Here is a 20,194-nt window from a genome sequence, read left to right as displayed (position 1 = left end):
TAAAAGACCACAACAAAACGTCATCATCCCGAAAAAGAAAAAACCCGCCGAAAATATCGACGGGTTTGTCAGCGGTCTGACGGCCCCTTCATGGGGCCGTTTTATTTGCGGAGAACCCTCGCGTCAGCGGCTGGAAGCAGCCGCGCCTTCCGTGGCAACCGGTTCCGGCATCGCCGCTTTTTCATGGGCCTTTCGCGCGTAACGCTGAGCCAGAACCGCGCAGACCATCAGCTGAATCTGATGAAAAAGCATGATTGGCAGGACGATCGCGCCGATGCTCTGGCCGGCGAAGATGGCGCCCGCCATGGGCACGCCGCTGGCGAGGCTCTTTTTCGAACCGCAGAAGGTGATGGTGATTTCATCGGCCTTGTCGAAACCCAGCAAACGGCTGCCGAACATCGTCACGCACAGAACAAGCGCCAGCAGCAGGATATTGATGACAATGACCACGCCAATATCCCTGAGCGAAAATGTGTGCCAGATGCCTTCGATAACCGCATCGGAAAAAGCGAGATAAACGACCATAAGGATGGAGCCGCGATCGACCGGCGCCAGCAATTTCTTGCGCGCCCTGATCCAGTCGCCGATCCACGGCTGCAAAACCTGACCGACGATAAAGGGCAGAAGCAGTTGCAGGAAGATTTGCAGAAACGCATCCAGCGAAAATCCACCGCCATGGCCGCCCACCGTAAACAGCAGGCCGACCAGCAGCGGGGTGAGGAACATGCCGAAAATATTCGAAGCGGAGGCAGAACAAATTGCCGCCGGCACGTTTCCGCCCGCCATGGAGGTGAAGGCAATGGAGGACTGCACGGTGGATGGCAGCACGCAGAGGAACAACATGCCCATATAAAGCGGGGCAGGCAGAATATTCTCGGGAATGAAACCGATCGCCACGCCGAGCAGCGGGAACAGGCCGAAGGTCACGAGAAGGATCGCCAGATGCAGGCGCCAGTGCAGGATACCGGCAATCACCACATCCCGGGAAAGCCGCGCGCCGTGGAGGAAAAACAGCAACGCTATCGCGAGTTTTGTCGCCAGCCCGAAATACTCCGCCGGCTCACCGCTGATCGGCAAAATGGAAGCCAAAAGTACGGTGGCCACCAGCATCATGGTGAAGCGATCAGGTAGGAAGCGGGTCATGGGAGGTCTTTCCGGCATCGGTTTTGCTTGAAACGCGCGTTACTATCGCTCATCATGAATTCCGATGCAAAGATTAACAGTTATCGCGATTCAGGATAATGCTGAACCTTCAACATCTTGCGAGCTTCGTGATGCTTCACCAGACAGGCAGCTTCACGCTGGCGGCCGAACGGCTGGGGATTGGCCAGTCCACTGTCAGCCAGCATATTCAAAGGCTTGAGACCGCACTTGGCCGCCGGCTGATCGCGCGCAGCACCCATCAGGTAAAACTGACGGGTGAAGGTGAGGCGCTGCTGGGTTATGCTCGCAATATGCTGGAAATCGACAGCAAGGTGTCGTCACTGTTCAGCGAGAACCGTCTACGCGGACGGTTGAGGCTTGGCGTTTCAGAAGATTTCGTCGCCAGCCGGCTAACCGCCATTCTGGAAGAGTTCATCCGCCTTTATCCCCTCGTAGATCTGGAACTGACGGTTTCGCTAAGCGGCGTGCTTTACCAGATGCAGGACAATGGTGAACTGGATGTGGTGCTCGCTAAACGCCGTCTTGGCGACAAGCTCGGGCACTTTCTCTACCGCGAACCGCTCGTGTGGCTGGCGCGCGACCCGGAGCGGATGCTGAACCAGCCGGATGCGCTGCCGCTGATTGCCTTTCCGCCGCCGAGCATCACCCGAAAGGCGGCGCAGGAGGCGCTCGACCGGGCCGGCCTCGCCTGGCGGATCGTCTGCACCTGCGGCAGTCTCAGCGGGCTGACCGCGGCAGCAAGGGCGGGCATGGGCATTCTGGTGCAGCCGCGCAGCATGGCACCGGCAGGCCTGAAGGAAATTACCTCAGGCGTGCTACCGCCGTTGGAGGACGTGGAATTCGTGCTTCAACCAAGCAAGGGCGCGGATGCGAAGCTGGTGCGCGCGCTTTCCGATCTCGTTTCCAGCAAGAGCATCGCACCCGGCAGTTTCGTGTAGCCTGTTCAATTCTCCCGTCGCGACAGGCAGCGGCCGACGCTATCGCGCCAGCCGGCAATGGCGTCTTTCCTTTCGGCCTCTTCCATTGCCGGGCTGAAACGGCGATCACGCCGCCAATGCTCGGCAAAGGCCTTGCGGTCCGGCCAGATGCCGGCGCGTGAGGCGGCAAGCCAGGCCGCTCCAAGAATGGTCGTTTCCAGAAAAACTGGCCGATCGACCGGTGCCGCAAGAATATCCGCCAGCCGCTGCATGGTCCAATCGGAAGCGACCATGCCGCCATCGACCCGGAGCACTGTCTTGCCGTTGTCACCCGCCCAGTCCTTGCGCATGGCGTCCAGCAGGTCGAAGGTCTGATAGGCGACGCTTTCCAGCGCCGCGCGGGCGAATTCCGCTGGACCGGTGCCACGCGTCAGCCCGAAAATCGCGCCACGGGCCTCCGCGTCCCAATAGGGCGCGCCAAGACCGGTGAAGGCCGGAACCAGATAGACACGCTGATGGGCGTCGGCCTTTTCCGCAAGTGCGCTAACCTCGGAAGCGACCGAGATGAAACCAAGCTCATCGCGCAGCCATTGCACGGCGGCACCGGCAATGAAAATGGAGCCTTCCAGTGCATAGGTGGTGACACCGTCGAGACGGTAAGCGATGGTCGTCAGCAGCCGGTTGGTCGAGGCGACGCGATCCGTGCCGGTATTAAGGAGCGCAAAGCAGCCCGTGCCGTAGGTGGATTTCATCATGCCCGGCTCGAAGCAGGCATTGCCGATGACGGCTGCCTGCTGGTCGCCGGCCACACCCAGGATCGGAATTTCCGCGCCCAGCAGCGACTTGTCGGTCACGCCGAAATCGGCGGCGCAATCCAGCACTTCCGGCAGCATGGCGCTGGGAATGTCGAGGATCGACAGAAGCTCATCGTCCCATGTATTTTCTTCGATATTGTAGATCAGAGTCCGCGAGGCATTGGTGGCGTCGGTGACATGGCGGCGGCCGCCAGTCAGGCGATAAATCAGGAAACTGTCGACAGTGCCGAAGCAGATTTCTCCCTTCACGGCTTTTTCGCGAAGACCGCTGACGCTGTCCAGAAGCCATTTCAGCTTCGTGCCGGAAAAATAGGGATCGAGCAACAGGCCGGTCTTTTTCGAAAACAGCGGCTCAAGTCCCCGGCGTTTTAGATCCTCGCAGATGGGCGCGGCGCGCCGATCCTGCCAGACCACGGCCCGATGCACGGCCTCGCCCGTGTTCCTGTCCCACAGTACCGTCGTTTCGCGCTGGTTGGTAATGCCGATCGCCTCGATATCGGAGGCGGCGATGCCGGCATCGGCAAGCGCCAGCCGAATGGTTTCGAGCACGCTTCTCCAAATATCCTCGGCATCGTGTTCAACCCAGCCCGAGGCCGGGAAATGTTGCGGAAATTCTCGCTGCCCGACACCGATGACCCGCATGTCGCGATCAAAGACCATCGACCGTGTCGATGTCGTTCCCTGATCGATCGCCAGAATATAACCGCCCATCATGCCACTCCCTTTCAGACGCAATGACCGGGGCGGCAAGCCGCCCCGGTTTCAGATTTTACGCAGAAATCACTTCTGCCAGCTTTTGACCAGTTCGTCATAGTTGACGGTGACCGGTTTTTCCTTTTCGTCGGCTATCTTCAGCTGCGGCGCCAGATTGCCCTTCGAAACGGCATCCTTGTTCCAGTATTCGATATCGTGCTCTTCCGCCAGCTTCGGGCCGATATCGCCCTGCACGCCAGCGCGTTCCAGACGGCTCATGACCTTTTCCTGCTCGGCGCAGAGAGAGTCCATCGCGGCCTGCGCGGTTTTCGCACCCGACGAAGCATCCCCGATCGCCTGCCACCACAGCTGTGCCAGCTTCGGATAATCAGGAACGTTGGTGCCGGTCGGCGACCATTGCACGCGGGCAGGCGAACGGTAGAACTCGATGAGACCACCTAGCTTGGAGGCCCGGTCCGTGAAGCTCTTGTGGTGGATGGTGGTGTCGCGAATGAAGGTCAGGCCCACATGGCTCTTCTTCACATCCACGGTCTTGGAGGTCACGAACTGCGCGTAGAGCCAGGCGGCCTTGGCGCGGTCGTCGGGGGTGGATTTCATCAGCGTCCACGAACCCACATCCTGATAACCGAGTTTCATGCCGTCCTTCCAGTAGACGCCATGTGGCGAAGGTGCGACACGCCATTTCGGCGAACCGTCCTCGTTCACGACGGGCAGGCCGGGTTTGGCCATATCGGCGGTAAACGCCGTATACCAGAAGATCTGCTGGGCGATATTGCCCTGCGCCGGCACCGGACCGGATTCGGAGAAGGTCATGCCCTGCGCCTCCGGCGGCGCATATTTCTTCAGCCATTCAAGATATTTCTCGATGGAGTAGACCGAAGCCGGACCGTTGGTATCGCCGCCGCGCGCCACGCAGGAGCCGACCGGCTGCGACTTGTCGTTGACCTTGATGCCCCATTCATCGACGGGCAGACCATTCGGCAGGCCCTTGTCGCCGTTGCCGGCCATGGAAAGCCAGGCATCTGTGAAGCGCCAGCCGAGCGACGGGTCCTTCTTGCCATAGTCCATATGGCCGAAGACCTTCTTGCCGTCGACATCTCGGCCGGTGAAGAATTCGGCAATATCCTCATAGGCCGACCAGTTGACCGGCACGCCGAGGTCATACCCGTATTTAGCCTTGAAATCGGCCTTGTTCTTTTCATCGTTGAACCAGTCGTAACGGAACCAGTAGAGGTTCGCGAACTGCTGATCCGGAAGCTGGTAGAGCTTCTTGTCCGGCGCCGTCGTAAAGGCGCTGCCGATGAAGTCCTTAAGGTCGAGACCGGGATTGGTGACGTCCTTGCCTTCATTGGCCATGAAGTCGGTCAGGTTGCGCACCTGCTGGTAGCGCCAATGGGTGCCGATGAGGTCGCTATCGTTGACCCAGCCGTCATAAAGGTTTTGGCCGGTCTGCATCTGGGTCTGGATTTTTTCGACAACGTCACCCTCCTGGATCAGGTCGTGCGTGACCTTGATGCCGGTAATGGCGGTGAAGGCCGGGGCCAGAACCTTGGATTCGTATTCATGGGTCGTCAGAGATTCCGAAACGACCTTGATTTCCATGCCCGCAAAAGGTTTCGCGGCATCGACAAACCATTGCAGCTCCTTTTCCTGATCCGCACGGGAAAGGGACGACATGTCGCCGATTTCCTTGTCCAGAAACTGCTTTGCTTCCTCCATTCCGGCGAAAGCGGAACCCGTCATTGCCAGCAGCATGGCCGCCGTCGTCGTCATCAAATGCCGTCGCATATCAGTCCTCCCAAGGGTTTGCGATTGCATGAAGTCTACGGGTGCGGTTTTCCTCCGCCGCACCGTTTCCTGCTCTAGACAAAACGGAAAACGCCGATGGCGTAGACCAAGGATAGAGCGAGAGCCCACCACAGGTTCGGGCCGACCAGCCCGAGCCATGCGAGATGAATGAAGGCGCTGCCGAGCAGCGAGATGAACAACCTGTCGCCCCGCGTGGTCTCGAAGCGCAACAGGCCGAAGCGGGGATTGCCGCCGGGCGAGAGTTGCTCCCACACCCACATGCCGACGAGCAGCACGGCGATAGCGCCGAAAAACGCACCCGTCTGCCAAGTCCACGCCATCCAGGTAAAATCGGGCATCTTCATCATGGTCAAACCCTCCCGAGCGCAAAGCCCTTGGCGATATAATTGCGCACGAACCAGATCACCAGCGCGCCGGGGATCAGCGTCAGCACGCCGGCGGCGGCAAGCAAGCCCCAGTCCATACCGGCGGCCGAAACGGTGCGCGTCATGGTCGCAGCGATCGGTTTTGCGTCCGTCGTCGTCAGCGTGCGGGCGATCAGAAGCTCGACCCACGAGAACATGAAGCTGAAGAAGCAGGCGACACCAATGCCGGAAGCGATGAGCGGCATGAAAATCTTCACGAAGAATTTCGGGAAGGAATAACCGTCAATATAGGCGGTCTCGTCGATTTCCTTCGGCACGCCGGACATGAAACCTTCGAGAATCCACACCGCCAGCGGCACGTTGAACAGGCAATGCGCCAGCGCCACGGCTATATGCGTATCGATCAGCCCGAAAGCGGAATAGAGCTGGAAGAACGGCAGGGCGAAGACGGCAGGCGGCGCCATGCGGTTGGTCAAAAGCCAGAAGAACAGGTGCTTGTCGCCCAGAAAACGGTAACGAGAGAAGGCATAGGCCGCCGGCAGCGCCGCCGCGACCGAGATCACCATGTTCATCACGACATAGATGATCGAGTTGATGTAACCCGAATACCAGGACGAATCGGTAAAGATCGTCCGGTAGTTCTGCAACGTCGGCTCATGCGGATAAAGCGTCATGGACGAGACGATTTCCGTGTTCGTCTTGAAGCTCATATTGACGAGCCAGTAGATCGGAACAAGCAGCAGCAGGATATAGATCGTCGGGACCAGCCAGGAAAAACGCGACGGCCCATGGCGGCGACGCCGCGCATTGACGGCAAGTCCGGATCGCCCCGTCGCATTCGCTCTCACCGGCGAACTGCCGATGCCGTTGCGCTCCACGCTTGTGGTGACATTCGAGGCGCTCATGTCTCAAGTCTCCGCGTCGTGGCTGGTCATGACGGTGTAGAACACCCAAGACAGCAGCAGGATGATGAGGAAGTAGATCAGCGACATGGCTGCCGCCGGCCCGAGGTCAAACTGGCCGAGCGCAACCTTAACGAGATCTATCGACAGGAAGGTCGTGGAATTGCCCGGGCCGCCGCCGGTGACGACGAAAGGCTCGGTATAGATCATGAAACTGTCCATGAAGCGAAGCAGGAAGGCGATCAGCAGTACCCGCTTCATCTTCGGCAGCTGGATGTACCGGAAGACCGCAAAACGCGACGCGCCATCGATCCTTGCCGCCTGATAATAGGCGTCCGGAATGGAGACGAGACTGGCGTAACACAGAAGCACGACAAGGCTCGTCCAGTGCCAGACATCCATGATGACCACGGTGATCCACGCATCGACCGGATCGTTGACATAGTTGTAATCGAGCCCGAGTTGATTGGCGTAATAGCCGAGCAGACCGATATCGCTGCGGCCGAAAACCTGCCAGATCGTGCCGACGACATTCCACGGCACCAGCAGCGGCAGCGCCATGGTGACAAGGCAGACGGGCACGCCGATGCCAGACTTCGGCATCTTGAGCGCGATGAAGATGCCGAGCGGAATTTCAATCGCCAGAATAATGCCGGAAAACAAAAGGTTGCGGCCCAGCGCATCCCAGAAACGGGCGGAACGGAGAATGTCCTCGAACCATTGCGTTCCCGCCCAGAAGAACTGGTTATTGCCGAACGTGTCCTGCACCGAATAATTCACGACGGTCATCAGCGGAATGACGGCGGAAAAGGCGACCAGCACCAGCACCGGCAGCACCATGAACCATGCCTTGTTGTTCCAGCTCTTTTCCATGGTCAGGCCCCCATCTTTACACGCCAGGAATCGGCGAAGACGCCAATGGCGGCCGGATCGAAGCGAACGCCCGCTTCAGCCGGGATTTCCTCGTCTTCGGCAACGACAATCGCAAGCTTTTGTCCGGCAAACCGGGCGCGCACGATCTTCTGCCGGCCGATATCCTCGACCTTGTCGACAATGATGGGCATGCCGCCCCGTTCCAGCCGGACAAATTCTGGACGGATGCCGATCTCGATGCGTTGCGCTCCCTCAACCTTTGGCGCACCGGCGAGCGGTACGTCGAGGCCGCCGACCATTGCGGTCGCGCCGGCGATACTGGCGGGCAGCACGTTCATGCCGGGCGAGCCGATGAAATAACCGACGAATGTATGGCCCGGCCGCTCGAAGAGCTCAGCCGGCGTGCCGATCTGGACGATCTGCCCGTCATACATGACCACAACCTTGTCGGCGAAGGTCAGCGCTTCGGTCTGGTCGTGGGTCACATAGACCATGGTGAAACCGGATTGCCGGTGCAACCGCTTCAGCTGCGAGCGCAACACCCATTTCATGTGCGGATCGATGACCGTCAACGGCTCATCGAAGAGGATCGCGTTGACATCGGACCGCACCAGCCCGCGCGCCAGCGAAATCTTCTGTTTCTGATCCGCCGTCAGACCACGCGCATGGCGTTTGGCCATGCCGGAAAGATCGGTCATTTCCAGGATTTCCCGCACCCGGCGGTCGACTTCGGCTTCCGGCACATGCCGGTTGCGCAGCGGAAAGGCCAGATTGTCGTAGACCGTCATCGTGTCGTAAACGACCGGGAACTGGAACACCTGCGCAATATTGCGGTCTTCCGTGGCGAAATCCGTCACGTCGGTTCCGTCAAAAGCGATGCGGCCTTCGGAGGGGCGCAGCAGCCCGGAAATGATGTTGAGCAGCGTGGTCTTGCCGCAGCCGGAAGGCCCCAGCAGCGCGTAGGCCCCGCCGTCCTCCCATTCGTGGTGGACTTCCTTCAGCGCATAGTCGCCGGCAGCCTGCGCCTTTGCGTTATAAGCGTGGCGGATGTGATCGAGCGTGATGCGTGCCATGATCGATCTCCCTCAAGCCGCTTTGCCGATGGCGCGGCCATTCGCGTCAAAGGCCATCAGGTGTTTTGTATCGAGAAACAGTTCTATGTCCCTGTCCGGCTCGATGTCGTGAATGCCATGCGCCAGCATGACCCAGCGCCGGCCCGAAAATTCTACATGCACGAAGCTTTCCGATCCGGCGATTTCCGAAATCAGCGTTCGCGCCCGGATCGACTGGCGGGCCTCGCCCTTCGCTTGCGGGAAAAGATGATGCGGCTGGAAAGCGATGGTCAAAGGTCCATCCGGCACGGCGGCAAGATGCGCGGGCACCGCAATTACCGCCTGGTCGGCACGGGTGAATGCGCCGCCCGCCTTGACGACCTCGATGGTATTGAGCGGCGGGTCCGCAAAAATTTCGGCGGTGACGATATCCACCGGGCGCCGGTAAACCTCGATGGTGTGGCTGAACTGCGTTACCCTGCCCTCGTTGAGCGTTGCGGTATTGCCGCCCAAAAGCAGCGCCTCGGAAGGTTCGGTGGTGGCATAAACGAAAATGGCGCCGGATTCGGCGAAGATGCGCGGCAGCTCCTCGCGCAGCTCTTCGCGCAGCTTGTAATCGAGATTGGCCAGCGGCTCATCAAGCAGCACCAGATTGGCGTTTTTGACGATGGCGCGGGCGAGTGCTGTGCGCTGCTGCTGGCCGCCGGAAAGATTGAGCGGCGTACGGTCTAGATAGGGCGTCAGCTTCAAAAGCTCGGCGGCTTTCCTCACTTCCCTGTCGATGGTCGCCTGGTCCTTGCCGGCAACGCGCATGGGCGAGGCGATGTTTTCATAAACGCTGAGCGCCGGATAGTTGATGAACTGCTGATAGACCATGGCGACGTTGCGCTTCTGCACCGGAAAACCCGTTACGTCTTCGCCATTGAAAAAGATCGAGCCGGCGCTCGGCTTGTCCAGCCCGGCCATCAGCCGCATCAGCGTCGTCTTGCCCGAAAGTGTCGGTCCAAGCAGGACGTTCAGGCTTCCGCGCTGCAACGTCAGATCGGTCGGGTGAATATGATATTCACCGCCAACCATCTTCGAGACGTTTCGCAATTCAAGCATGGTGATCCAAAGCCTCCTCCGCTTTTATCCGGATCGTCAGATTGCCCTTAAGCGCCCACCTGCAATGTCTTCGACATAATCCTCCAGCGCACGCACCTCTTCCGGGGTAAAAAAGAGGCCCTGCTTGGTGCGGCGCCACAGAATATCCTCGGCCGTCAGCGCCCATTCCCGCGCCATCAGCCAGCGAACCTCCACTTCGTAAAGTGTGCCGCCGAAATGCCGTCCCAACGCCGTCGTATCCGTAGCGGAGCCGATTATCGCCATCGCATCCGTTCCATAACAACGAACGAGCCGCCCGGCATGACGCTCATCGAGGAAGGGATAGCGCGACCGTAAGGCCTTGACCTCTTCTGCATAGGCTTCGGCACCGAAGTTTCCGCCCGGCAGATGCGAACCCGCCGTCCATGGCGCACCCTTTTCACCCAGCGCATCGCCAATTTTTTCAAGAGCATGTTCGGCAAGCCGCCTATAGGTGGTAAGCTTGCCGCCGAATATATTAAGGAGCGGCGCTTCGCCCTCCGCCCCTTCGGTTTTCAGCACATAATCGCGGGTCGCTTCCTGTGCCTTCGATGCGCCGTCATCGAAAAGCGGCCGCACGCCGGAATAGGTCCAGACGATATCCGCGGGCTTTACCGGTTCAGCGAAATATTCACTCGCGGCATTGCAGAGATAGCTGGTTTCCTCATCGCTGATCTTAACAGCCCGGGGATCGGCGGTATAGTCGCGATCCGTCGTCCCGATCAGGGTGAAATCCTGCTCATAGGGAATGGCGAAGATGATGCGGCCATCCGGATTCTGGAAAAAATACGCACGCGGATCGGAAAATTTCTTGCGCACGATGATGTGGCTGCCCTGCACCAGGCGGACATTATGGACATTGTTTTTGCCGAATGCCGAGGACAACACCTTGTCCACCCAGGGACCCGCGGCATTCACCAGCATGCGCGCCCGGTAGGTCTTGGCCTCTCCGGCCGCATTTTTCGTTTCGACTCGCCAGAAGGCGCCTTCGCGCCGGGCTGAAACCACCTGCGTGCGGTTGAGGATAAGCGCGCCGCGATTGGCAGCGTCGCGGGCATTCAGCACCACCAGGCGGGCATCGTCCACCCAGCCATCCGAATATTCGAAGGCGCGGGCAAAAATCGGTTTCAAAGGTTTCCCGGCGGGATCGCGGCGCAGATCGAGCGAGCGGGTCGCAGGCAGAAGCTTGCGGCCGCCGAGATGGTCGTACAGAAATAGCCCGAGACGCACGAGCCAGGCCGGGCGCACCCCGCCCTTCTGGAACGGCAGTACGAAGCGCATGGGCCAGATGATGTGCGGCGCCATAGCCCACAGCACCTCACGTTCCATCAGCGCTTCGCGCACGAGACGAAACTCGTAATGTTCGAGATAACGCAAACCGCCATGTATGAGCTTGGTAGCGGCGGAAGACGTGCCGGAGGCAAAATCATTCATTTCCGCAAGTGCGACGGAATAACCTCTGCCAACGGCATCACGCGCGATGCCGCAGCCATTGATACCGCCGCCGATCACGAAAATATCGTGAATTGCCTCGTCAGACATGAATCCTCCCGCGCTTTCATCGACGCTCTCCCCATCGACATATTGAAAGCACGAACATCTAATTCGAAGACAAAACGAATGTCAAACGAAATTGATAGATTGTCCCGATCAGGACTCGCGCATCTCGGTTTCGACCAACCGGACGTCATGATCGGCGCAGATGGACCGGATCGAATCCACCGGACAATGATCGGTGATGAAAGTATGCACCTGGGAAAGATGGCCGATACGAACCGGAGCCGTGCGCTCGAATTTGAGCGAATCCGACACGAGAATGACATGGCGCGCGTTGGAGATGATTGCCTGCGCGACCTTCACCTCACGAAAGTCAAAATCCAGCAAGGCGCCGTCCTCATCGATGGCCGAAACGCCGATGACGGCGAAATCCACCTTGAACTGGCGAATGAAATCCACCGCCGCCTCGCCGACGATACCGCCATCGGAACCGCGCACGACACCACCGGCAATCACCACCTCGATACCGGGGAAGACCCTCAACCTGTTGGCAACATTGATGTTGTTGGTAATGACCATCAACTCGTGATGATCCGCCAGCGCTTCGCCCACGGCTTCGGTCGTCGTGCCGATATTGATGAAAAGTGACGAGTTGTTGGGGATGAGGGCGGCAGCGGCGGCACCGATCGCCTGCTTTTCGGAAGAGGCTATCGCCCGACGCGCCTCGTATTTGACGTTTTCGTTGCCGCTTGGAAAAAGCGCGCCGCCATGGATGCGGGTCAGAACCCGCGTATCGCAGAGATCGTTCAAGTCCTTGCGGATCGTCTGGGGTGTCACCGAAAACCGCGCCGCCAGCTCATCGACCAGCACCCGCCCATTGGCCTTCGCCAGCGCAACGATTTCCTCCTGACGCGGTGTGAGCAGCATTTCACCCTCCCTCCTCTTTCAATTTTTTCGTTTTATTGAAGAGCGAAGGGAAAACCAATGTCAAGGGACCGTTCCACAGTAGCGATAGTGGCGGTATCAAAACAGCGAAATGCGGTTCCGCAGGCAGGGCTTGAAGCCACTTGACGATATTATTTAGCCGACTTTCTCAATCAACAGGTTGGAGCGGGACATCGCCGAGGAGGCGACAGCAAATACATCGCCGATACCGATCAGCACAGGTTCGTTCACGCCCAGTCTCTTGACGGCGGCACCGAGTTCCATCAGGGGGCCGCACCAGCGCTGCTCATTCGCCCGGCTGACGGAAATCATGACCGCAACGGGCGTTGAAGCGGGCATGCCGTGAGCGAGCAGGCAGGCCTCTATGCTGGCTGCGGTTCGCCCGCCCATGTAAAAAACCGTGGTCACGGAAGGGTTTGACAGGGATTGCCAGTCGATATTCTCCGGCAGCTTGCCCTGCCTGGAATGGCCGGTGATGAAGCGTACCGACTGGGCATGGTCGCGATGGGTCAGGGAAACACCCAGACGCGAGGCCATGGCACTTGCGGCAGTGATGCCGGGCACAATCTCGACCGGGATATTTTCGGCTTCCAGCGCGGCGATCTCCTCGCCGGCGCGCCCGAAAATCATCGGATCGCCGGATTTCAACCGCACCACCCGTTTGCCGGCCTTGGCGAGGCGGATCATCATGTCGTTGATGTCTTCCTGCCGGCAACTTTCCCGACCGCCGCGCTTGCCGACCAGCATGCGCTTCGCCTCCCGTCGCGCCAGTTCAAGCACCTCGGCTGAAACGAGATCGTCGAACAGGATGACATCGGCCGCCTGCAAAGCGCGCACCGCTTTCAGCGTCAGCAGTTCGGCATCGCCCGGTCCGGCGCCCACAAGCGTCACAAGGCCGCGCCCCATTCCTGCCCGCGCAGCCTGCATTCCGATATCCGCAAGCAGCCTTTCCTCGCTGCCCTCATCCAGCCTTTCGGTGAAGGCCCGATCGACGAATTTTTCCCAGAAAGAACGCCGCGACGCGCCGGGAGCGAGCCGCAGATTGACGCGCTCGCGGATTGTCTGGGCGAGCGCGCCCCAGTCCTTCAGCGAAAGCGGCAGCAATGTCTCGATGCGCCGGCGGATGGCCTGTGCCAGAATGGGCGCGGCACCATCGGTGGAGATCGACACCACCACCGGCGAGCGATTGACGATGGAGCCGAACTGGAACTGGCAGAATTCCGGCTTGTCGATGACATTGACGGGCACGCCGGCCGCGCGCGCGGCATGGTAAAATCTTTTGGCTTCCGCATCGGTTTCGCAATCGGCCAGCGCCAGTTCCGCGCCCTCGAAGATATCCGGACCCCACGGACGGTCATCCCACATCAGCATCTGGCTTTTCGCGACAAGCGCTGCAAAGCTTTCCGAAAGCTCGCTTGCCTCGCAATAAAGATGCAATTCCGCCCCGCAGGCAAGCAGCAGTTCTGCCTTCCAGGCGGCCGCGTCCGATCCGCCCGCCAGAACCACACGCTTGCCCTCAAGCCCCCAGAAGACCGGCAGCTTGGACAGTCTTTCCATGCGGGCCGGTTCATTCCGCTGCGGTCTTAAGGCATCCATCGATGATCCCCCTGATTTCGGCGCGGCAGGAGCCGCAGTTGGTTCCGGCATTCAGCGCTTTGCCGATGGCTTCGACACTGTGGCAACCATTACGAATGGCGGACGTGATCTGATTCACCCCGACATTAAAACACGAGCAGACAGTTGCGCCCGGATCGGCGCGGCCGGCGCCGGGGCGACCAGCGACCAGCGCAAAACGCATGCGCAAATCTTCATGGCGTTCGGTCAACTGCGAGATCGCCCAATTGCGGGCAACGGCCACCGGCTGCCTGGCGATGAACAGCGCCGCCAGCAGGATATCGCCGTCGAAGAAGGCAAGGCGCAGGTCGCCCGTGTGCCGGTCGCTGTAACCCAAGGGCTCGATTCTGGCCTCAATGCCGAAGACCTGCCGCGCCCAGAATGTCCAGTCCTGCGGCTCCTCCGCAAAAGCGAGTTCCATGCGATAGCCGCCATCCGCTTTGGCCATGGCCCAATAGGCACAATCTTGCGCATCCGGCCGGATGCGGGAGATGGCGAAACCATAGGCTTTTGCTTCGAAGCGCCTTGCCCTTACGCCCATGTTTTTCGAGGCGGGCTGACCGGAATGCGGGTCCGTCACCGGGGCAACCACGACATCGATGCGCGCCTGCGAGGCGAACTGGTCGTTCCAGTGCATCGGCGCAAACACCGAGCCGCGCGCCTGTCTCTCACTGATCAGCGCCCGCAGCAACACCTTGCCATGAGGACTTTCCAGCTCCACCAGATCGGCGCTTTTTATTCCCAGCGCCTGCGCATCGCGCGGGTGAAGTTCGGCGAAGGGTTCTGCGATATGGGCGGTGAGGCGGCCGCTTTTGCCGGTGCGGGTCATGGTGTGCCATTGATCGCGGATACGGCCGGTGTTCAGTGTCAGCGGATAATCCGCCGATGTCCTGCCGGTCTCCGGCAGGACGGTGGCGATGAACCGCGCCTTGCCATCGGCATGGTAAAACCGTCCATCCGCGAAAAAGCGGGTGACGACGGCATCGCCCGGTGCGGCCTTCGGCCATTGAAACGGCGTCATCGCGTCGTAGGAATTCGGTTCCACACCGCTGATGTCGAAATCGCGATTGCCCGCATTCTCAAAGCCGGAAAGAGCGGCATGTTCGGCAAAAATCTCCGATGGATTGCGATAGGCGAAGGCCGCGCCGAAGCCCATGCGCCGGCCCACTTCCGCCATCTGCCACCAGTCGGCCCTGGCTTGGCCAGGCACAGACAGAAAGCCGCGCTGGCGAGAAATGCGGCGCTCGGAGTTGGTGACGGTGCCGTCCTTTTCCCCCCAGCCAAGCGATGGCAGAAGCACATGCGCATGGCGAGCCGTGTCGGTACTCGCCATGACATCGGAGACGACGACAAAAGGACAGGCCTTTATCGCCGTCTCGACGGCACCGGCATTCGGCATGGAGACGACCGGGTTCGTGGCCATGGTCCACAGCGCCTTGATGCGACCGTCCGCCACCGCCCGGAACATGTCCACCGCCTTCAGGCCGGGCTTTTGCGCGATGACGGGCGATCCCCAGAAGCGCTGGACACGGCCGCGATCCTCGGCGCTTTCGATAGCCATATGGGCGGCCAGCATATTGGCAAGCCCGCCCACCTCTCGCCCGCCCATGGCGTTCGGCTGGCCGGTCAGCGAAAGTGGCCCCATGCCCGGCCGGCCGATGCGGCCGGTGGCGAGATGGCAATTGATGATGGCGTTGACCTTGTCGGTGCCGCTTTCAGACTGGTTGACGCCCTGGCTGTAGCAGGTGACGGTTTTTTCCGTGCGTTCGAACACTTCGTAAAAGGATATCAGTTCGGCGATGGTCAGCCCGGTGGCCTCGGCAATTTCCGGCAAGCTATGCTCACTTGCAGCCTGCATGGCGGCATCGAAGCCGACCGTATGGTTTTGCACGTAAGCGCGATCGATGGCCGAACTGTCGGAAAGACGCGCCAGCAGGCCGGTAAACAGCGCCACATCCCCATCGGGGCGGATGGCAAGGTGCATATCGGCAATATCGGCGCTCATCGTCCGGCGCGGATCGATGACGACGACCTTCATCCCCGGCCGCGCCGCCTTCGCCGCCGCCAGCCTTTGATAAAGAACGGGATGGCACCAGGCGAGGTTGGAACCGGTGAGGATCACCAGATCGGCAAGCTCCATATCCTCGTAGGTGCCCGGCACCGTATCCGCGCCGAAGGCGCGGCGGTGGCCGGCGACGGAGGACGACATGCAGAGCCTTGAATTGGTGTCGATATTGGCCGAGCCGATGAAACCCTTCATCAGCTTGTTCGCCAGGTAATAATCTTCCGTCAGCAATTGGCCGGAGACGTAAAAGGCGACCGAATCCGGGCCGTGCTCGGCAATGGCCTTGGAGAAACGGGACGCGACGAGATCGAGCGCCTCGCCCCATGCCGCCCGCCGGCCGGCGATTTCAGGGTAAAGCAGGCGGCCGTCGAGATCGATGGTTTCGGCCAGAGCAGAACCTTTAGAGCACAGGCGACCGAAATTGGCGGGGTGGTCCGGATCGCCTTTGACGGAAACGACGCCGTCATCGGCAACGGTGGCGATGACGCCGCAGCCGACACCGCAATAGGGACAGGTGGTTTTGGTTTCAACGGGCATGGTTTCGCCCTCTCAGTGCGTGGTGTTTACCCGCCTCTGTCCTGCCGGACATCTCCCTCACAAGGGGGGAGATGGACAAGCTGCGGGCTTTCCGCTTGATCTCTACGGTCGGTGACGCAAAATGTAGAGCGAAGTTTGTGCGGCTCTCCCCCCTTGAAGGGGAGATGTCCGGCAGGACAGAGGGGGGTATCTTCGCCGCCATCGCAAGTCACTCCGCCGCGATCATCAGGGTCTCAAGCGCAATAGAAAGCCGCCCATCCAGATTACGCACCGGAATCGTCCGTACCTCCCCTTCATCCGCCCCCAACGCCTTGCCGGTTTCCAGCGAAATCACCCAATTGTGCAGCGGACACGTCACCGAAGCCCCGTGCACGATGCCCTGGGAGAGCGGCCCGCCCTTGTGCGGGCAATGATCCTCGATCGCGAAGACCTGATTTTCCGCCGTGCGGAACACGGCGATCTTGCCCATCGGTGTCTTCACGCACCGCGCGCCGCGCAGCGGGATGTCGGAGATATCGCCAATATCGATCCAGTTGCTGTCCATCGTTCTCACTCCGCCGCCTCGCTGAAACCGATCGCCGCCATGGGCCTGAACTCATGCTTGTCGCGGCCGGAGACACGCTCCGACCAGGGATCGACCTGCGCGAATTGCTGACTGAAGACGAAGCGCTCGAAATAGGCCCGGCGCTTGTCAGCATCCTCCATGATTTGGCGGCGCACCTCGTCGTAACCGATGCGCTTGGCCCATTTGTAGATACGCTCGAGATAGCGCGCCTGTTCGCGATACATCTGCGTCAGTGCGACGATATGTTCCAGCGCCTCGTCCTCGGTATGGACGAGACCCAGAACTTCCGTGCCCTTGATATCGAGACCCGCAGCACCGGCGAAGTGGATTTCAAAACCGGAATCGACGCAGATGACGCCGATATCCTTGCAGGTGGCCTCCGCGCAGTTGCGCGGACAGCCGGAAACGGCAAGCTTCAGCTTGGCGGGCGTCCACGAGCCCCACATGAATTTTTCGATGCGGATGCCGAGCCCGGTCGAATCCTGCGTGCCGAAACGGCACCATTGCTGACCGACACAGGTTTTTACCGTGCGCAAGCCCTTGGCGTAGGCCTGACCGGAAATGAAGCCTGCCTTGCCGAGATCAGCCCAGACGGCGGGCAGATCCTCCTTCTCGATGCCGAGCAGGTCGATACGCTGGCCGCCCGTTACCTTCACCATAGGGATATCGAACTTGTCGACCACATCGGCAATCGCCCTAAGCTCGGAGGAGGAGGTGACGCCGCCCCACATGCGCGGCACGACGGAATAGGTGCCGTCCTTCTGGATATTGGCGTGAACGCGCTCATTGATGTAGCGCGACTGGTAATCATCGGCATATTCGTCCGGGAAGTCGCAGACGAGGTAATAATTAAGCGCCGGCCGGCACTTGGCGCAGCCGCAGGAGGTCTTCCATTCCAGTTCCTGCATCACTGCGGGAATGGTCTTCAGACCCTTGGCCTTAATGAGCCGGCGCACATCGTCATGGCCGAGATCCGTGCATTTGCACATGGGCTGCACGGCGGCGGGGTTGTAGCTGTCGCCGAGCGTCAGCGTCATCAGCTGCTCGACTAGGCCGGTGCAATTGCCGCAGGAGGCGGACGCCTTGGTGTGGGCGCGCACATCGTCGAGCGATGTCAGCCCCTTGGAGGTGATGGCCGTGGTGATCTTGCCCTTGCACACGCCGTTGCAGCCGCAGATTTCCGCATCATCCGGCAAGGCTGCAACGGCCGCCATAGGGTCCAGCGGCGACCCTCCCTGATAGGCCTGGCCGAAGATCAGGGTTTCGCGCATGGCGGAAATGTCGGTGGATTTCTTCATCAGGTCGAAGAACCATGATCCGTCCGCCGTCTCGCCGTAAAGAACCGCGCCGATGATGCGGTTGTCCTTGAGGATCAGGCGCTTGTAGACACCGGCCGTGGCATCGCGCAGCACGATTTCCTCGCGGTCGTCACCTTCGGCGAAATCGCCGGCGGAAAACAGGTTGATGCCGGTGACCTTCAGCTTCGTATTGGTGACGGAGCCGTGATATTCGGCCGAACCGCCGCGAAGCCGGTCGGCCAGCACCCGCGCCGATTCGTAAAGCGGCGCAACCAGCCCGTAGCAGATGCCGCGATGTTCGGCGCATTCGCCGAGCGCGTAGATCGAGGCATCCGACGTCATCATGCCGTCATCCACGACGATGCCGCGATTGACGGCGATGCCGGATTCCTTGGCAAGACCGGAGGCGGGGCGGATGCCGACCGCCATCACCACCATGTCGCCTTTAATCACACGGCCGTCTTCCAGCTCAATGCCTTCGACCTTTTCCTCACCAAGAATGCATTTGGTATTGGCCTTGGTGACGATCTCGATGCCGCGCTCATTGAGCGCCTTTTCCAGAAGATAGGCCGCTGCCGGATCGAGCTGGCGCTCCATGATCGTCGGCATCAGGTGGATGACGGTGACATCCATGCCCTGACGCTTGAGGCCATAGGCCGCTTCCAGCCCGAGAAGACCGGCGCCGATGACGATGGCGCGGCCTTTCCCCTCGGCGATTTCGAGCATCCTGGTCACATCGTCGAGATCGCGATAAGCGAGCACGCCCGGCAGCTGATGGCCGGGAACGGGAATGATGAAGGGCAGAGAGCCGGTGGCGATCACCAGCTTGTCGTAGGAAACCGTGATGCCGTTTTCGCTGGTCACGGTCTTTCTGTCGCGGTCGATGCCGGTGACCTTCGCGCCCTTGTGCAGCGTGACATTATTGGCGGCGTACCATTCGTCATTATGAATGACGATGTCTTCATAGCTCTTTTCGCCTGAGAGCACCGGCGAGAGCATAATGCGGTCGTAATTGACGCGCGGCTCGGCGTTGAAAATGGTGACGTCGTAGAGGCCGGGAGTGGTCTCGAACAGGTTCTCCAGCATGCGCCCCGGCGCCATGCCATTGCCGATGATGACGAGTTTTTGCGTCATGGTCGTTACTCCGCAGCTTCGATGAAGCGGTGACGTTCGTAAAGGAATTTCAGCACGGCCTCGCGGCATTTGAGATAGGTCTTGTCGGAGGCGAGCTCGATGCGGTTGCGCGGGCGTGCCAGCGGCACGTCCAGCACTTCGCCGATATGGGCGGCGGGACCGTTGGTCATCATCACGATACGGTCGGAGAGCAGCACCGCCTCGTCGACATCATGGGTGATCATGACCATGGTGTTGCCGAGCCGGGCGTGGATTTCCATCACCGCGTCTTGAAGATGGGCGCGGGTCAGCGCGTCGAGCGCTCCGAAAGGCTCGTCCAGCAGCAGGATTTTCGGCTCCATGGCGAGCGCCCGTGCGATGCCGACGCGCTGCTTCATGCCGCCGGAAATTTCAGACGGTTTCTTGTCTTTTGCGTGGGCCATCTGCACGAGATCGAGATTGCGCATGACCCAGTCGTGCCGCTCGGCCCGTGTCTTGGTGTTGCGGAACACTTTCTCCACGGCGAGATTGACGTTTTCATAGACCGAAAGCCACGGCAGCAGGCTGTGGTTCTGGAACACGACAGCGCGTTCCGGACCGGGCTCGTTGACCTCCCGGTTTTCGAGAAGCACCGCACCGGCGGAGACTTTTGTCAGCCCGGCGATGAGGTTCAGCATGGTGGACTTGCCACAGCCGGAATGGCCGATGACCGAGACGAATTCGCCTCTGCCGATGGTGAGGTTGATGCCTTTCAACACCTCGGCGCGTGCGCCGCCCTTGTCGAAATATTTGTCGATGTGATCGAGCTTCAGATAAACATTCATAAT

The 20,194-nt window shown here is 60.2% G+C and carries 16 protein-coding genes; 1 reads left to right on the top strand and 15 read right to left on the bottom strand.

Translation table 11 applies throughout. The features are described 5' to 3' along the window. Positions 1–123: 123 nt before the first annotated feature. Positions 124–1,143 (bottom strand): bile acid:sodium symporter family protein, encoded by a 1,020-nt coding sequence (locus BS627_RS10930; protein WP_077983256.1) that lies wholly within the window; start codon positions 1,141–1,143, stop codon positions 124–126. Between the two features lie 98 nt (positions 1,144–1,241). On the opposite strand from BS627_RS10930, the gene BS627_RS10925 reads away from it, so the two are divergent. Continuing rightward, positions 1,242–2,102: a LysR family transcriptional regulator gene (locus BS627_RS10925; RefSeq protein WP_077983255.1), complete on the top strand. Its 861-nt coding sequence runs from the start codon at positions 1,242–1,244 to the stop codon at positions 2,100–2,102. A gap of 5 nt (positions 2,103–2,107) precedes the next feature. On the opposite strand, the gene glpK is transcribed toward BS627_RS10925, so the two are convergent. From glpK to BS627_RS10850, 14 genes are all read right to left on the bottom strand, one after another. Further along, entirely contained in the window at positions 2,108–3,607 is a 1,500-nt protein-coding gene (glpK, locus tag BS627_RS10920; RefSeq protein ID WP_077983263.1) for a glycerol kinase GlpK, read from the bottom strand. A 69-nt stretch (positions 3,608–3,676) separates the two neighbouring features. Next, on the bottom strand, positions 3,677–5,398 hold the full coding sequence (locus tag BS627_RS10915; RefSeq protein ID WP_077983254.1) for an ABC transporter substrate-binding protein: 1,722 nt from the start codon (positions 5,396–5,398) through the stop codon (positions 3,677–3,679). Between the two features lie 74 nt (positions 5,399–5,472). Then, positions 5,473–5,766 (bottom strand): DUF2160 domain-containing protein, encoded by a 294-nt coding sequence (locus tag BS627_RS10910; protein ID WP_077983253.1) that lies wholly within the window; start codon positions 5,764–5,766, stop codon positions 5,473–5,475. A 2-nt stretch (positions 5,767–5,768) separates the two neighbouring features. Then, the gene (locus BS627_RS10905; protein ID WP_077983252.1) at positions 5,769–6,689 is read right to left on the bottom strand and encodes a carbohydrate ABC transporter permease; all 921 of its coding nucleotides are present in this window, start codon (positions 6,687–6,689) and stop codon (positions 5,769–5,771) included. Positions 6,690–6,692: 3 nt separating this feature from the next. Next, complete coding sequence (locus BS627_RS10900; protein ID WP_077983251.1) at positions 6,693–7,559, bottom strand: carbohydrate ABC transporter permease; 867 nt, start codon at positions 7,557–7,559, stop codon at positions 6,693–6,695. 2 nt (positions 7,560–7,561) lie between these two features. Further along, complete coding sequence (locus BS627_RS10895) at positions 7,562–8,632, bottom strand: ABC transporter ATP-binding protein (protein ID WP_077983250.1); 1,071 nt, start codon at positions 8,630–8,632, stop codon at positions 7,562–7,564. Positions 8,633–8,644: 12 nt separating this feature from the next. After that, on the bottom strand, positions 8,645–9,715 hold the full coding sequence (locus BS627_RS10890; protein WP_077983249.1) for an ABC transporter ATP-binding protein: 1,071 nt from the start codon (positions 9,713–9,715) through the stop codon (positions 8,645–8,647). 36 nt (positions 9,716–9,751) lie between these two features. Continuing rightward, positions 9,752–11,275, bottom strand: a complete 1,524-nt coding sequence (locus BS627_RS10885; protein ID WP_077983248.1) for a glycerol-3-phosphate dehydrogenase — start codon at positions 11,273–11,275, stop codon at positions 9,752–9,754. Between the two features lie 108 nt (positions 11,276–11,383). After that, complete coding sequence (locus BS627_RS10880; RefSeq protein WP_077983247.1) at positions 11,384–12,157, bottom strand: DeoR/GlpR family DNA-binding transcription regulator; 774 nt, start codon at positions 12,155–12,157, stop codon at positions 11,384–11,386. 153 nt (positions 12,158–12,310) lie between these two features. Continuing rightward, positions 12,311–13,771, bottom strand: a complete 1,461-nt coding sequence (gene cysG, locus BS627_RS10875; RefSeq protein WP_165691221.1) for a siroheme synthase CysG — start codon at positions 13,769–13,771, stop codon at positions 12,311–12,313. After that, on the bottom strand, positions 13,743–16,391 hold the full coding sequence (locus BS627_RS10870) for a nitrate reductase (RefSeq protein ID WP_077983245.1): 2,649 nt from the start codon (positions 16,389–16,391) through the stop codon (positions 13,743–13,745). The genes cysG and BS627_RS10870 overlap by 29 nt, the downstream gene beginning before the upstream one ends. A gap of 208 nt (positions 16,392–16,599) precedes the next feature. Continuing rightward, positions 16,600–16,935, bottom strand: coding sequence for a nitrite reductase small subunit NirD (gene nirD / locus BS627_RS10860; RefSeq protein ID WP_003519747.1), 336 nt, complete (start codon positions 16,933–16,935; stop codon positions 16,600–16,602). Between the two features lie 5 nt (positions 16,936–16,940). After that, positions 16,941–19,388 (bottom strand): nitrite reductase large subunit NirB, encoded by a 2,448-nt coding sequence (nirB, locus tag BS627_RS10855; RefSeq protein WP_077983243.1) that lies wholly within the window; start codon positions 19,386–19,388, stop codon positions 16,941–16,943. Positions 19,389–19,393: 5 nt separating this feature from the next. After that, positions 19,394–20,191: an ABC transporter ATP-binding protein gene (locus tag BS627_RS10850; protein WP_077983241.1), complete on the bottom strand. Its 798-nt coding sequence runs from the start codon at positions 20,189–20,191 to the stop codon at positions 19,394–19,396. Positions 20,192–20,194 lie beyond the last annotated feature (3 nt).

The organism is Agrobacterium salinitolerans (genome assembly GCF_002008225.1).
In the GTDB taxonomy this organism is placed as follows: Bacteria; Pseudomonadota; Alphaproteobacteria; order Rhizobiales; family Rhizobiaceae; genus Agrobacterium; species Agrobacterium salinitolerans.
Note: the sequence above shows the minus strand (reverse complement) of the source record. Positions and strands in the feature narration are given on the sequence as shown.

What these genes read in the sequence shown, in the direction of transcription:
- BS627_RS10930 (WP_077983256.1), bottom strand. Translation starts at nt 1,143, where the DNA reads ATGACCCGCTTCCTACCTGATCGCTTCACCATGATGCTGGTGGCCACC.
- BS627_RS10925 (WP_077983255.1), top strand. Translation starts at nt 1,242, where the DNA reads ATGCTGAACCTTCAACATCTTGCGAGCTTCGTGATGCTTCACCAGACA.
- glpK (WP_077983263.1), bottom strand. Translation starts at nt 3,607, where the DNA reads ATGGGCGGTTATATTCTGGCGATCGATCAGGGAACGACATCGACACGG.
- BS627_RS10915 (WP_077983254.1), bottom strand. Translation starts at nt 5,398, where the DNA reads ATGCGACGGCATTTGATGACGACGACGGCGGCCATGCTGCTGGCAATG.
- BS627_RS10910 (WP_077983253.1), bottom strand. Translation starts at nt 5,766, where the DNA reads ATGATGAAGATGCCCGATTTTACCTGGATGGCGTGGACTTGGCAGACG.
- BS627_RS10905 (WP_077983252.1), bottom strand. Translation starts at nt 6,689, where the DNA reads ATGAGCGCCTCGAATGTCACCACAAGCGTGGAGCGCAACGGCATCGGC.
- BS627_RS10900 (WP_077983251.1), bottom strand. Translation starts at nt 7,559, where the DNA reads ATGGAAAAGAGCTGGAACAACAAGGCATGGTTCATGGTGCTGCCGGTG.
- BS627_RS10895 (WP_077983250.1), bottom strand. Translation starts at nt 8,632, where the DNA reads ATGGCACGCATCACGCTCGATCACATCCGCCACGCTTATAACGCAAAG.
- BS627_RS10890 (WP_077983249.1), bottom strand. Translation starts at nt 9,715, where the DNA reads ATGCTTGAATTGCGAAACGTCTCGAAGATGGTTGGCGGTGAATATCAT.
- BS627_RS10885 (WP_077983248.1), bottom strand. Translation starts at nt 11,275, where the DNA reads ATGTCTGACGAGGCAATTCACGATATTTTCGTGATCGGCGGCGGTATC.
- BS627_RS10880 (WP_077983247.1), bottom strand. Translation starts at nt 12,157, where the DNA reads ATGCTGCTCACACCGCGTCAGGAGGAAATCGTTGCGCTGGCGAAGGCC.
- cysG (WP_165691221.1), bottom strand. Translation starts at nt 13,771, where the DNA reads ATGGATGCCTTAAGACCGCAGCGGAATGAACCGGCCCGCATGGAAAGA.
- BS627_RS10870 (WP_077983245.1), bottom strand. Translation starts at nt 16,391, where the DNA reads ATGCCCGTTGAAACCAAAACCACCTGTCCCTATTGCGGTGTCGGCTGC.
- nirD (WP_003519747.1), bottom strand. Translation starts at nt 16,935, where the DNA reads ATGGACAGCAACTGGATCGATATTGGCGATATCTCCGACATCCCGCTG.
- nirB (WP_077983243.1), bottom strand. Translation starts at nt 19,388, where the DNA reads ATGACGCAAAAACTCGTCATCATCGGCAATGGCATGGCGCCGGGGCGC.
- BS627_RS10850 (WP_077983241.1), bottom strand. Translation starts at nt 20,191, where the DNA reads ATGAATGTTTATCTGAAGCTCGATCACATCGACAAATATTTCGACAAG.